At 50.0% G+C, this 12,781-nt stretch carries 10 protein-coding genes and 1 pseudogene; 1 reads left to right on the forward strand and 10 read right to left on the reverse strand.

The annotated features are described in order from the left end of the window. Positions 1–234: 234 nt before the first annotated feature. From thiF to thiC, 10 genes are all read right to left on the reverse strand, one after another. Positions 235–1,029, reverse strand: a complete 795-nt coding sequence (thiF, locus tag KH703_RS08560; RefSeq protein WP_304295441.1) for a sulfur carrier protein ThiS adenylyltransferase ThiF — start codon at positions 1,027–1,029, stop codon at positions 235–237. 977 nt (positions 1,030–2,006) lie between these two features. Beyond that, positions 2,007–2,210, reverse strand: a complete 204-nt coding sequence (thiS, locus tag KH703_RS08565) for a sulfur carrier protein ThiS (RefSeq protein ID WP_304295442.1) — start codon at positions 2,208–2,210, stop codon at positions 2,007–2,009. Beyond that, positions 2,203–3,795 (reverse strand): ABC-F family ATP-binding cassette domain-containing protein, encoded by a 1,593-nt coding sequence (locus KH703_RS08570; RefSeq protein WP_304295443.1) that lies wholly within the window; start codon positions 3,793–3,795, stop codon positions 2,203–2,205. Before KH703_RS08570 ends, thiS begins: the two co-directional genes overlap by 8 nt. 209 nt (positions 3,796–4,004) lie before the next feature. Next, entirely contained in the window at positions 4,005–5,132 is a 1,128-nt protein-coding gene (locus KH703_RS08575; protein ID WP_304295444.1) for a cation diffusion facilitator family transporter, read from the reverse strand. A gap of 18 nt (positions 5,133–5,150) precedes the next feature. Continuing rightward, positions 5,151–5,531 (reverse strand): hypothetical protein, encoded by a 381-nt coding sequence (locus KH703_RS08580; RefSeq protein ID WP_304295445.1) that lies wholly within the window; start codon positions 5,529–5,531, stop codon positions 5,151–5,153. A gap of 360 nt (positions 5,532–5,891) precedes the next feature. Further along, positions 5,892–7,088 (reverse strand): tetrahydrodipicolinate N-succinyltransferase N-terminal domain-containing protein, encoded by a 1,197-nt coding sequence (locus tag KH703_RS08585; RefSeq protein ID WP_304295446.1) that lies wholly within the window; start codon positions 7,086–7,088, stop codon positions 5,892–5,894. A 14-nt stretch (positions 7,089–7,102) separates the two neighbouring features. Further along, a complete protein-coding gene (locus KH703_RS08590) occupies positions 7,103–8,131 on the reverse strand; it encodes a hypothetical protein (RefSeq protein ID WP_297901185.1) in 1,029 nt (342 codons plus the stop codon). Between the two features lie 27 nt (positions 8,132–8,158). Beyond that, entirely contained in the window at positions 8,159–9,184 is a 1,026-nt protein-coding gene (locus KH703_RS08595; protein WP_304295447.1) for a hypothetical protein, read from the reverse strand. A 783-nt stretch (positions 9,185–9,967) separates the two neighbouring features. Next, entirely contained in the window at positions 9,968–11,062 is a 1,095-nt protein-coding gene (locus KH703_RS08600; RefSeq protein WP_304295448.1) for an Mrp/NBP35 family ATP-binding protein, read from the reverse strand. Next, positions 11,059–12,366 carry a phosphomethylpyrimidine synthase ThiC gene (thiC, locus tag KH703_RS08605; protein ID WP_304295449.1) on the reverse strand — a complete coding sequence of 436 codons (1,308 nt, stop codon included), beginning with the start codon at positions 12,364–12,366 and terminating at the stop codon, positions 11,059–11,061. Before thiC ends, KH703_RS08600 begins: the two co-directional genes overlap by 4 nt. A gap of 218 nt (positions 12,367–12,584) precedes the next feature. Here thiC and KH703_RS08610 point away from each other — a divergent pair. Further along, positions 12,585–12,781: pseudogene (locus KH703_RS08610) on the forward strand (NTP transferase domain-containing protein); the annotation flags it as partial.

Consider the following 12,781-nt stretch of genomic DNA (forward strand, 5'->3'; position numbering starts at 1 on the left):
AAAATTCTACCTGCCCGCTAGCTAGGCACGGCAAATAGTTTAAATTTCGTCGTTTAAATTTAGATCTCGCGGCTAAATTTACGCGGCGCGCAGTAAATTCACATCGTCTTTAAAACACGCTGTATACCGCCGAAACGCTCGCCTGCTTCTCAAAGATAATCGCGCAAAGCTAAATTTAGCGGCAATGCACAAGGCGCGTAAATTTAGGAATGCAGACGCGCGATTAGCGGCTAGTTAGCTCTCTTCGCCCAAAATTAGCCTAAGCGCCACGTTTGCCTGATGTGCGGCGCAGATCGCTACGCGCGGCGCGAGCAGCCCCACACCCTGAGCTGCGGCACTTTTGCGGTCGCCGCAGACGAAGACGTTTTTGCCGAGGCGCGTCGTGCGGATCTCGTTGGCGTCGCCGCTGCCCGCCATACCGCTAGCGCAGATCAAAAAGCGATCCGTGCCGCCGAATGCGCCAAAAATCATCGCTTTCGCCGCCGCTTCGTCGAAGCACTCGCAAATTATACGCTCGTTTTTTAAAATTTCGGCTACATTTTGCGCGGTAAGTCGCTCGTTTAAGGTTCGCACGCGCACAAACGGGTTTATGCGCGCGATTTTTTCGCGCAGAGCGGCTGTTTTGGGCTTGTAAAGATCGCCGATCTCGTACTGCTGGCGGTTCAGGTTGGTCGGCTCGACGACGTCGAAGTCGATCAAAAAGAGCTCGCCCACGCCCGCGCGCGCAAGCAGGATCGCGACGTTTGAGCCGAGCCCGCCAAGCCCGCAGATCGCCACGCGCGAGCCTTGTAGCGCCTCATTTACGGCGGGGGCATTGCGAGCAAGCATCAGCTCGCGAAGCTCCTGCGGCGATAGCTCCGCACCGCGCGCGAGCAAAAAGAGCTCATCGCCCGCCTTTAGCTCACAGTTTTGCGTGCTCGCATAGCCGTTTATCACGGCAACCTCGCCGCTAAATTTTACTTCGCGCTTAAGCCCCTCAAGATCGCTCGCGGCCGTTTCGTAAACTTTGCCATTTAATTTTATCTGCATTTTGATCCTAAATTTTATCTTTTTGCCGTCTAAATTTATCGCGTAAATTTAAGTGCACGACGCCTCATATCTGCGCGAAAATAGCGCGCATTTGCGGTATTGCGGCGCGATCGCGGTAGAGATCTACGCAGCTAAGACACGCTGCGCAAACGCTTGGCGCGAGTTGCGATGCACGCGGGGCGTACCGAGCGCATCGCACGCGATTTTGATCTAAAAATTTCATCGTGCTTTTACGCCTCATGTTTAGCCTCCTGAGCGCATTGAATTCGGCTAATACGGCGGTGCGTCGTAGAAGCCCGTACGGCGGCGAGACGCAAGCCAAATCCGCCAAATTTAGCGCATTAATCCCCGCCTGTCGGTAAATTTAAAGTCGCAAAGCGCTAAAATGATCCGCCGAATTTAAAGCTGCTAAAATGCCTGAATAAACCCGCACTGCGCTAAATTTAAAATTTCAAGCCCAACTGACGAAAAAACGGGCCACAGCATACGCCTCAGCGTGCATAGCGGCAGAGATCTCGGGATCAATTTTAAAAACCCCGCGCCCAAATCCTACAACTTCGGCGTAAATTTTAATTCCCGTGCTCAAACCTACGGCGCCGACGCAGTTTTAAAGCCCACGTCCTGCCGCGGCGGCTGGCGACGCAAATTAACGTTTCGCCGCAGCAATAAAAATTTAAACTCTATCGCCGCGGAGCGAATTTTAAAACTCCTGCGTCCTGTCGCCGCGGCTCAATTCGCTTACAAAATTTAAAAGCTCGCCGCAGGCGCCAGGCTACCGCGGCTTCCAATTTAAAAACCCAAACGCCGCTATGTCTCCGCTCCGCCGTACCGCTTAAAATTTTAACGACGCGCATGCAAATTTTAAGCTCTAGCCGCCGTGTCGCCATGCCGCTTAAAATTTAGCGGCTTCCTTAGCGACCTCCGCGCAGATTTAAACCTCGGCTGCGTAATTTTTAACATAATTCAAAGCTCCGACCTCAGCCGCCGCCTACGAACTCGACGATTTCATATTTTTTGCCGCTTGAGATCTGCGTGCGCTCCCACGCCTCTTTTTTCAAAATTTCGCCGTCGCGCTCGAGCGCCACTAGGCGCAGATCATGTCCGCGTCGGCGCAAAAACTCGCCCACGCTCATATCCTGCGCCAGCTGCAGCGGCTCGCCGTTTACGCAGATCTCAATCATCGCTTGCTCCCAAGCTCTCGCGATATTCCTCGTAAGTGCCCCTAAAATCGACGATTTCGCCGTCTCCTTTGAGATGCAAAATTCTATTTGCAAACGCGTCGATGAGCTCGCGGTCGTGGCTCACGCAGATCGCGCACCCCGCAAAGTTATACAGCGCTTCGCCAAGCGCGATGATCGCCTCAAGATCGAGGTGGTTGTTGGGCTCATCAAGCACCAGCAGATTCGGGCGTTGCAGCATTAGCTTACTTAGCATCACGCGGTGTTTCTCGCCGCCGCTTAGGCTGCCCACGCTTTTCTCCTGCTCCGCGCCGCTAAAAAGCATGCGCCCAAGGCATTTGCGAATTTCATCCAGATCCCTATTCTGCGGGCTTTGCAAATACTCGTAGAGCTTGAGCTCGCCTGAAATTTTATTATTAGTATCCTGCGCGAAATACCCGGGCTCGATCGTGGCGCCCATATGCACCTTGCCGCTAAGAGGCGCGAGCTCGCCCATGATGATCTTGCAAAGCGTGCTTTTGCCCACTCCGTTTCGCCCGATGATCGCGATCTTATCGCCGTGAGCGAGTTTGAGATTGAAATTTTTTAAAATTTCAATCTCGCCGAAGCTCATATCCACGCCGCTTAGCTCTAAAATTTCATTGCCGATCTCGCGGGCGGGCTTAAATAAAATACTAGGCTCTCTGCGCGAAGAGATCGCAAGCTCGCTAAGATCGAGTTTATCAAGCTGCTTTTGGCGGCTCGTGGCCTGCTTCGCTTTGCTTGCGTTGGCGCTGAAGCGAGCGATAAATTTTTCAAGCTCAGCCTTTTCTTTGAGCTTTTTCTCGCGCTCGAACTGCGCCTGTTTGAGGGTGAGATTGGACGCGATGAACCAGTCGTCGTAATTGCCGCCAAATTCGCGCACCCGCCTAAAATCAACGTCGAGGATGTCCGTGCAGACACGGTTTAAAAAGTGGCGGTCGTGGCTGATGACTACGAGCGTGCCCGTGTGGCGATTTAGCTCAAACTCGAGCCACGAAATGGCGTCGATATCGAGGTTGTTCGTAGGCTCGTCTAAAAAAAGCACGTCGGGGCGCGGGAAGAGCACCTGCGCGAGAAGGACCTTAAATTTATCGCTCGTCTCGATCTCGCTCATCTTTTTATCGAAGTCGTTTAGCCCTAGCGAGCTTAAAATTTTCTCGATCCGCGTTTCGTACTCGTAGGCGGGATCCTCCTCCGCGCAGATCATCTCAAGCTCGCCTAGGCGCTCGTTTATCTCGTCGTTAAACTCGCCCGCTTCGTAAAGCTGCGCCTTTTCGCGCACGGCGTCATAAAGGCGCTTGTTGCCGTAGAGTACGGCGTCTTTGACGCTGAAGCTTTCGAATGCGAATTGATCCTGCCCCAAAACGCTGATTTTAAGCCCGCTTTGTATTAAAATTTCGCCGCTGCTTGCTTCGATCTGCCCGCTTAAAATTTTAAGCAGCGTCGATTTGCCCGCGCCGTTTGCGCCGATGAGACCGTAGCGCCTGCCCTTATCGAGGCTTAAATTTACGTTTTCAAAAAGTAGCTGTTTGCCAAAGCGCATCGTTAGATCTTTGATTTCAACCATATTTTTCCTTTTAAATTTCTCTTTGCATTGCCTTGCGCGCGGACTTCTGCCTGATTTTGCGCGCAAATTTCATCTCGCGGTTTATTGCAGGTTTTACGCCGCGCGGAACCACGATAAATTTCTCCTATTGTAGCTTAAAATTCTGAAATTTCGCCGAAGGGGCGAGAGCAGGCGCGATTAAATTTAAACCGCTAGAGCAATTTAAAATTTTAACCGCTGTAGTCGCTATCGCGAGTGATGATGAGCGTGTAGTTCGGATACGCGGCGCGCACCTGCTTACAGACCGCGCGAAACGTCGCCTCCATATCGGGCGCTGCGAAATCGACGATAACGTCGAAGCTGATCGAGCGCTTTTCCTCGTCGAGATAAAATCCATGTATCTGCGAGACGAACTCATGCGAAAACGCCATCTGCTTGATATGCTCGTAGATCTCGGCGGCGCGCGGATCGTTTTTGTTAAACGCGTAAATTCCTACGGTATCTAGGATGATATTAAATTTCGCAAAAACGGCGTTTTGGATGTGGCGCGTAAGAGCGTCGATCTGCGCCGCGGTCGTGTCGCTTGCAACCTCGATGTGGATGCTGCCGACCATCTTATCGGGCCCGTAGTCATGAAACATCAGATCATACGCGCCGATGACGCCCTCGAAACCGCGCACGACGTCGTAAATTTCATTCGTCAGCTCCAGGCTCGGACGCGAGCCCAAAAGCTTGCTGATCGTATCGCGCAGAATTTCATACGCCGTTTTGATTAGAAGCGCCGAAATTATCGCGCCCAGATACGCTTCCAAGCTCAGCCCGAAAATAAGCGAAACTAAAGCCGCTACGAGAGTGGCTAGCGATACGAGCGCATCGTATTTGGCATCCACGCCGCTAGCGATGAGCGAGTCGGAGTTTACACGCTCGCCCGTCTTTTGCGTATAAAGCCCTAGGCTAAATTTTGCCGCGACGGCTACGGCGATGATGACGAGCGAAACCGCATTATAATTCGCCGCTTGCGGATGAATGATCTTTTTGATCGATTCAACGAGCGAGACGCCGCCGGTGTAGAGGATGATGACGGCGATTACGATCGCGCTTAGATACTCGATCCTGCCGTGTCCGAAGGGGTGCGCGCGATCGGGCTGCTTGCTAGCAAGATGCACGCCCACGATCGTAATGACGGACGAAAGCGCGTCGCTTAGGTTATTGACGGCATCAAGCACGATCGCGATTGAGCCCGAAATCAGCCCCACGACGCCCTTAAATGCCGCTAAAATTACATTTGAAATGATACCGATCGCGCCGGTGCGAATGATGATTTTATCCCTGCTATACGCCGCTTGAGGTACTTCCATTATCTCTCCTTTGAAATTTTACTCTAAGCCGCAATCGCTGCGCGTGTAGGTCAGATCGGCGATTTTTTCGCCGCTTTGCAGAAATTCTCGCACGCCTATGCGCTTTAGACCGCCCGCTTTCATCGTCGCGCAGATGTCCTTTTGCCTATCGGCGCGCAAAACTCTTTCAAAATTTTGCTTGATTTTAGGATCTACTTTTCCCCAAATTACGTTTTTTAGGGTCATGGAAACTATAAATTTATCGCCCTCGCATGTAGCCGCGCCCAAATCTATATTTTTAGTCGCGGGGTGACTGTGCCCATTTACGGCGTCCGCCAAAGCCTTGCAGCGCTCGACATCTCCCGCAAGCGCTGCGCTGCAGCTAAATACGCCGAATGCGGCGAGTATAAATTTTTTCATTTTTATCTCCTTATTTGATTTGAAATTTATTATATTGAAATTTTAAATTCAATCTATTTTTGAAATTTAAAGACTTATTTGCGCGACGCAAATCCGCTAGCAGCCAAAATTCCTTGCGTTAAAATAGCAGCGTAAATTCCGCAAATCACCGCTGGAAATTTTCTAAATCGCGGCAAAAATTCTTTAAATTCCACGCGAAATTCTATGAGCGGAAATTTTTGCGACGGATCACATGCGCTCGCTCAAAGCGGCGTGCGGCGAGATCGTCCGCATCTTTTTTAGCTCGCCGTTTAAGTTATAGATTTAACGCAGTTTAAAAAAGCTCCAGCCAATCCGCGCCCGCCGTTTAAATTTATAAATTTAATGCAGTTCCGCGTTGAGTTTGATCGCGCGCTTGCTAATGCTTGCCGTAATCTGCCCGCTTTGGCTGTTTTGACGGAAGTGCAGACCGCTAAGCCCGGCAAGCTCAAGTCCTTTATAAATTTCGCGATCAAATGCAAAGCCCGCATTTAGCGCTGCTAGCGCCTCGCGATCCTTTTGCGCGATGAAAACCTTCGTACCCTCAAGTACCGCAATACCGGCATCCACGATGCAGCGGTCGCCTAGCGGAATGCCCGTTACTGAGTTTGCGCCCAGCAAGCAATGCTTGCCGATGCTCACGGCATTGCCGTTGGTACCGCTTAGCACACCCAAAATCGACGCGCCGCCGCCTATATCGCTGCCCTCGCCCACGACGACCGAGCTGCTGACGCGCCCCTCGATCATAACGCTGCCGGTCGTGCCTGCGTTGAAATTTACATACGCAGCACCCGGCATCACGGTCGTACCCGCGGCGATATGCGCACCCAAACGCACTTTCGCGTCATCTAAAATCCGCACGTTTTGCGGCGGCACGACGTGGCTTAGGTAGCGCGGAAATTTATCGACGCTAATTATGCGCGGATAGCGACCTTGCATTTTTAAAGAGATTTCATTTTCGAGCAGCCACCAAAGCTCGATCGGACGGGCGTTTTCGTCCCATGCGACGTTCGGAAGCACGCTAAAAGCGCCATCTAGATTGAGCGTGCGCGGCTCGCAGAGATTTAGCGAAATCGCGTAAAGCTTGAGATAGACGCTCTCGACGCTTTTTGGCGCGGCATCCTCGAAGATGAAGCTAGCGCAAAAGCTCGCGTGCTCGTCCGATTTCATCGCCTCTTTAACCGCAAGCAACACCTGTAGATTTTTGTGCGCGCCCTCTTTGGCGTCTGGCTGTAGAAATTTTAAAACCTCGATCGCCTTTTTTAGGGATTTGTGCATTAGCGGAAGGACGCACTCGCTACCGCTAAAATCCACGACCTCGCCGCATTCGGCTAGAGCATGGATTAGCACTGCTGCGCTTACTAGCCCCTCTTTAAAATTTACGTGCGCGTAATTCACGCTTAGACTTTTATGCCCCTCCGCGCGTCCCTTAAATACGCGCCCGACCGCCCACATGATCGGATCGCGATAACCTTTAGCTGCTCGCACGCCCTGTATAAGCTCATTCAATTCCTCTATCGTTTTAAATTCTTTAGACATTCTTACTCCTAAAATTAATTAAAAATATCGTTTATTTTACCGCCTTTTAGGCACTTTTCACGATCGATTTCGATTTGTTTTTTGAGCTCGGCGTCCTTGGCAAACACGCTTTCATCCACCAAAGTACTCGGCAAATTTATCATAATCGCGTCGTGAGAACCGCTAAAACCGCTCAAATTTTGTCCAAAATCTTTTTTGATGAGCTCGTTTTTGCTACTTATATCTCCGCCATCGCAGTGAAAGTCCGATCCGCCGCCAACACAATCGCATCTTATTTTGGTATTATCATCGTATACACGATTCACCAAATAAACGTTTTCTTTCAAATTTATACTGCTTATCGGATTAAAAACGAGTACGGCTATAATTTTATTATTATGCGGATTTGACACCTCCCAGCGTACGGCACGATATGAACTTAGCATCACTACAAGCGGCTTTTTCGATTTTTCTAGCGCGACGACTACTTTATTATCATTCACATCACTTTCGTAAATGGCAGCTAGCCATATATCGAAATTTTGACCTTTTAGCTTAGCAGCTACCTCGCTTTGTTTATAAAAATTTGGCTCATCCTTAAAATCCACCAAAAGGCTAGTGGTATGCCAATTGTTGGCGAACCAAACCTCGATCTTGTGGCGCCCTTTACTAAATTTATGTACGACGGCTTTGTTTCTAGCATTTTCGGAGTCGTATATCTGCTCGCCGTCTATTGCAATACGTAAATTCGCCCAACTAAAATCCGCCAAAATCATCTGTTGCACATCCTGCTTGAAGTCGAAATTCCCGACCCAATAGGCGATAAATTTTTCGGAAGGTATTTTGTGGAACTTGTCGTAAGCGAAATTTAAATTTATATTTTCGACCGTTTCCGAGAAAACGACGGTTTTAGGATCGTCTTTATTTAGGTAAAAAGCCAAAAACTTATCCGCCGGGATCTGCTTGCCCGCCGTGATCTCACTCGCCCATTTTTGTGTGTCGTTAGCGTTTGCACAAGCAAGAAATACGCAAAAAGCCAGTAAAAATACTCTTAAAATTTTCATTTTTTCCTCCAAATTTTAAATTTCATCTCACCTAAACACGTCATCCATCGGTGTGCTTTCGCATTTCTTGCGGTCGGCTTCTACCGAGAGTAGGCGAGCTTTACTGTCGTCTAAAATTTTTGGTGTAATAACAAGCCCCGGCAGGTCTAAGGAATTTACGGCGTGCTTGCCGGCAAACGCCCCCAGGCCTCTGCCAAATATCCCGTTTACGCGCCCGTTCATATCATAAATCTCGCTGCCGTCGCAGTGAAAGACATTGCCCGAAATGCACTCGCATTTAAGCCCATCAGCAGCCTCCGTATATCTGTAGTCCTCAACGTAAAGTGCACCGCTTACGCCACGGACGCTACTTATGGGGTTGTAAATTAACACGGCTAGAATTTCGTTATTTTGCGGATTTGAGATCTCCCACTCCACGGCGCGATATGAGCTAAGCAGCAGCACGATAGGCTTAGTGGATTTGGCTAAATTTAGCTTGACGCGATTATTCATCTGCGAGCTTTCGTAGATTGCGCCCAGCCACAGGTCGTAGTCCTTATCCGCAGGGATCTTGGCTACGGCGTCCTTTTGACGATAAAAGGGCTCTACATCTTTAAAATCCACGAAAAGCTCGCTAGAATGCGCGTCATTTAAAAACCACGCTTCGATCTTGTGCTTGCCCTTGCTAAATTTATACGTAAGCGGGCGCTTTTGATTGCTAGATGTCCCACCTAGCACGTCCGTGCCGTCCACGGCGATTACCAGCGTAGACCAGCCGTAATCTCCTAGCACCATCTTTTCGATATCGGCGTCAAAATTAAACTCACCGACCCAATACGCCATAAGATTTGGAGATGGAATTTCATGGAAGGAATTTCCTTCGTAATTGACGCTGATGCGATCGACATTTTCAGAGAAAATCACCTTCTTAGGCTCATCTTTATTCAGATAAAACGCCAAAAACTTATCCTGCGGGATCTGCGCGTCCGCGGTAATCTCTTTCGCCCATTTTTGCATATTGCTCTCTTGCGCGAACGCCGCAAATGCAAGCACCAAAATAATCAAAAACCTCATTACCGACCTTTCTTATTTCGTATAAAAGTAAAATCCCTAAACCTAAAAACCCTAGGCTTAGGGATTTTGCCGCCTTGGCTCCACAGCCTATACGAATGAAATTCCAGCTGCGCGAGAAATTTCCTTGCCCCATCTTAAAATTTTAAAACAAAGTTTTAGCGATAAAATTTCACATTTTAAAATTCCGCGGCAAAGCTTTATGCTTAAAATTTTACATCTAAAACTCCAAAGCAGAATTCTACGGCAAATTTTACCTCGCTGAATTGCGCGTTTGGAATTTAATTTTCGCCATAAAATTTTACGCTTAGAATTTTATCCAAAACCTCAAGCGACGGAGCTTGGTAAAATTTTAGCTCGAAATTTAATGCTACGAAACTCTGCACAAAATTTTATATACAAAAATTTTATGGCAAAATTTTAACACAGAATTTCGAGCTACAAAATTCGGCTCGAAATTCCAAGCCACAAAACCCGCGTTAAATTTTACCCACTAAATTTACTAGCAAAATTCTACGGCGGATTTGCATACCGAAATTTTACGAGCGCTATAAAATTCTGCTGCGAAACGGGTATGAAATTTCGAGGCAGTATTCTTGCGCAAAATTCCGAACCCTAAAATTCGGCGCAGAATTCCGAGCCGTCAAATCGCTTTGGAATTCCGCATGGAATTCTATCGCAAAATCGCTATCAAATTCCGCGCCGCGATCTGTGCAGGCCGGCCGAAGCCTATGCAGCGCTCGCGCAATTATAAAGCTCGCCCTGCCCGCGCAAGCTTGCAAAGTCCTAATTCGAGCAGGCGCTCTTGCCGTCCATCACCGGCTGGATCGCAGAGTTGTCCGCCAGCTCCTCGCGGTCGATCTTCTCGATCTTCTCCCACAGCTTGCGCGCGGCATCTTCGTAACGCTTCGCGCTAAAAGAATCTGGCGCGTAGAAACTTACCGGCTTGCCGCTGTCGCCGCCCTCGCGGATAGCGATCTCGATCGGGATCTCGCCGATTACTTCGGTGTTGTATCGCTGCGCCAGCTTTTGCGCGCCGCCGCGACCGAAGATATTGTACTCCTTGCCGTTATCTGGGCAGATGAAGCCGCTCATATTCTCGATAAGGCCTGCGATCGGGATGTGGAGCTTTTCGAACATATCAAGCCCGCGCGCGCTGTCGTCCAGCGCGACCGTCTGCGGCGTCGTGACGCACACGCCCGCCGTCACCGGCACGCTCTGAGCGAGCGTAAGCTGCGCATCGCCCGTACCCGGAGGCATATCCAAAAACAGCACGTCCAGATCGCTCCACGCCACGTCTTTTAGCAGTTGCTCGATCGCTTTCATTATCATCGAGCCGCGCCAGATGAGGCTCGCGCCCTCCTCCATCAGCACGCCCATGCTCATCATCTCCACGCCGTGGCTTAAGATCGGCTTTAGCTTCTGCCCCACGACGCTTGCTTGCGTCTTGTCCTCTCCTAACATTCGCGGCAGATTCGGTCCGTAAATATCGGCATCCAAAATCCCCACTCTCTTGCCGAGCTTTGCCGTGCTGATGGCTAAATTTAGCGTCGTCGTGCTCTTGCCTACGCCGCCTTTGCCGCTGCTGATCATCACGAAATGTTTGATCTGCGGCGCGATATTTTTGCCGCTGCGAGAGTTGCTCTTTTCCTCGGCGATCTTAGGCTGTTTGATTAAAATTTCCACGTCCGTGCCGAGTACCTTTTGCACCGCCGATCTGAGCTCTGCAGCGATCTCAGGCTTGGCGCTGGGGATTTCGATCCCTACGAAAATTCTATCGCCGATCTCAACCTCTTTTACAAATCCAAAATCCACGATGCTTTTAGAAAAGCCCGGATAGATCACGCTTTTAAGCAAATTTAAGACTTCGTCTTTACTCATTCCTTCTCCTTATTTTCGGTTAAATTTCTACTGATTTTATATGCGCAAAATTTCGGTCCGCACATCGAGCAAAACTCCGCGCCCTTGTAAATTTCATCGCCCAGGCTCTCGTCGTGCAGCTCGCGCGCATGCGCAGGATCGAAGCTAAGCTCAAACTGCCTGTTCCAATCAAAATTATACCTCGCATCGCTCATCTCGTGATCGCGCTCTATTGCGCCCGCTTTGCCTAGCGCGATGTCTGCGGCATGAGCGGCGATCTTATGCGCGATGATGCCCTCTCTGACGTCGCGTGCATTGGGAAGCCCCAGATGCTCCTTCGGCGTTACGTAGCAGAGCATGCTGGCGCCGCAATACGCAGCCATCGTCCCGCCGATAGCGCTGCTGATGTGATCGTAGCCTGCGCCGATGTCGGTCGGAAGCGGCCCCAGCACGTAAAACGGCGCATCGCGGCAGAGCTTGCGCTCTAGCTGCATATTAAGCTCGATCTCATTAAACGGAATGTGCCCCGGCCCCTCGATCATCACCTGCACGTTTTTTTCATTCGCGCGTAGGGCCAGCTCGCCTAAAATTTCAAGCTCGCTAAGCTGCGCTCTATCGGTCGCGTCGTATAGGCAACCCGGGCGCAAGCCGTCGCCTAGAGATAGCGATACGTCGTAGGCGGCGCAGATATCGCAAATTTCATCAAACGCTTCGTAGAAGGGGTTTTGCTTGTGAAATTTCATCATCCACGACGCTATCAGCGAGCCGCCCCTGCTTACGATACCCATCTTACGACGGGAGAGCAGCGGCATAAACTCGAGCTTAAAGCCCGCGTGGATCGTAAAATAATCCACTCCCTGCCGCGCCTGCTTCTCGATCGTGCTAAGAATAGCGCTCGTTTTTAAATTTTTAATATCGCCCAGCTCATGGATCATCTGATAGATCGGCACCGTGCCTATGGGTACGGGCGAGCGCTCGATTATCGCGGCGCGGATCTCGTCCAAATCGCCGCCCGTGCTTAGATCCATCACCGTATCGGCGCCGTACTTTAAGCAGACCTCGAGCTTTTCCAGCTCGCCCTCAATATCGCTCGTCGTGCCCGAGGAGCCGATGTTTGCATTGATCTTGCACCGCAGCGCGCGTCCGATACCGATGGGTTTTAGACTTTTGTGATTAACGTTTGCGGGGATGATCGCTCTTCCTTGCGCGATGAGATCGCACAAGGCTCGCACGTCCATGCGCTCGCTTTGCGCGACCTCTCTCATCTGCGGCGTCAGCTCGCCTCTTTTTGCAAAATAGATCTGTGATACGCAGCTTTCGGTCATTTTCGCCTCGCTTCTTAAAAATGCGCGTATAATATAACAAATTTCATTAATCCTTACTTTTCTTTTGCCGTTTATTTTCGTAACGCAGGCTGAAATTTTACCGCCTCACCGCGTAAATTTACGCCTAAACTTAAGATATTTCAGCCCGCAAGCCGCGATTAATTTTGCTTTCATTTTTAATACGTATAATTTCGTAACAAAATTTCAAGGATAAAAGTTTGAAAGATATATCGCTGATTTTGCTCGCCGCGGGCGATTCGAGCAGGTTTGAGCTCCCCGTCAAAAAGCAGTGGTTGCGCGTGGGCGAGCTGCCGCTTTGGCAATACGTCGCGCAGAGTGTTGCGCGGGCGCATCCATTTAAAAAAATCATAATCGCAACTATATGCACCTCTCGTCTTTGTTTCAATCAAGTCAC

Origin of the sequence: Campylobacter gracilis (assembly GCF_018374135.1) — a bacterium.
Taxonomy (GTDB): domain Bacteria; phylum Campylobacterota; class Campylobacteria; order Campylobacterales; family Campylobacteraceae; genus Campylobacter_B; species Campylobacter_B gracilis_A.

Excerpts from the sequence above, each read along its gene's own strand:
- thiF (WP_304295441.1), bottom strand. The coding sequence starts at position 1,029 with ATGCAGATAAAATTAAATGGCAAAGTTTACGAAACGGCCGCGAGCGAT.
- thiS (WP_304295442.1), bottom strand. The coding sequence starts at position 2,210 with ATGATTGAGATCTGCGTAAACGGCGAGCCGCTGCAGCTGGCGCAGGAT.
- KH703_RS08570 (WP_304295443.1), bottom strand. The coding sequence starts at position 3,795 with ATGGTTGAAATCAAAGATCTAACGATGCGCTTTGGCAAACAGCTACTT.
- KH703_RS08575 (WP_304295444.1), bottom strand. The coding sequence starts at position 5,132 with ATGGAAGTACCTCAAGCGGCGTATAGCAGGGATAAAATCATCATTCGC.
- KH703_RS08580 (WP_304295445.1), bottom strand. The coding sequence starts at position 5,531 with ATGAAAAAATTTATACTCGCCGCATTCGGCGTATTTAGCTGCAGCGCA.
- KH703_RS08585 (WP_304295446.1), bottom strand. The coding sequence starts at position 7,088 with ATGTCTAAAGAATTTAAAACGATAGAGGAATTGAATGAGCTTATACAG.
- KH703_RS08590 (WP_297901185.1), bottom strand. The coding sequence starts at position 8,131 with ATGAAAATTTTAAGAGTATTTTTACTGGCTTTTTGCGTATTTCTTGCT.
- KH703_RS08595 (WP_304295447.1), bottom strand. The coding sequence starts at position 9,184 with ATGAGGTTTTTGATTATTTTGGTGCTTGCATTTGCGGCGTTCGCGCAA.
- KH703_RS08600 (WP_304295448.1), bottom strand. The coding sequence starts at position 11,062 with ATGAGTAAAGACGAAGTCTTAAATTTGCTTAAAAGCGTGATCTATCCG.
- thiC (WP_304295449.1), bottom strand. The coding sequence starts at position 12,366 with ATGACCGAAAGCTGCGTATCACAGATCTATTTTGCAAAAAGAGGCGAG.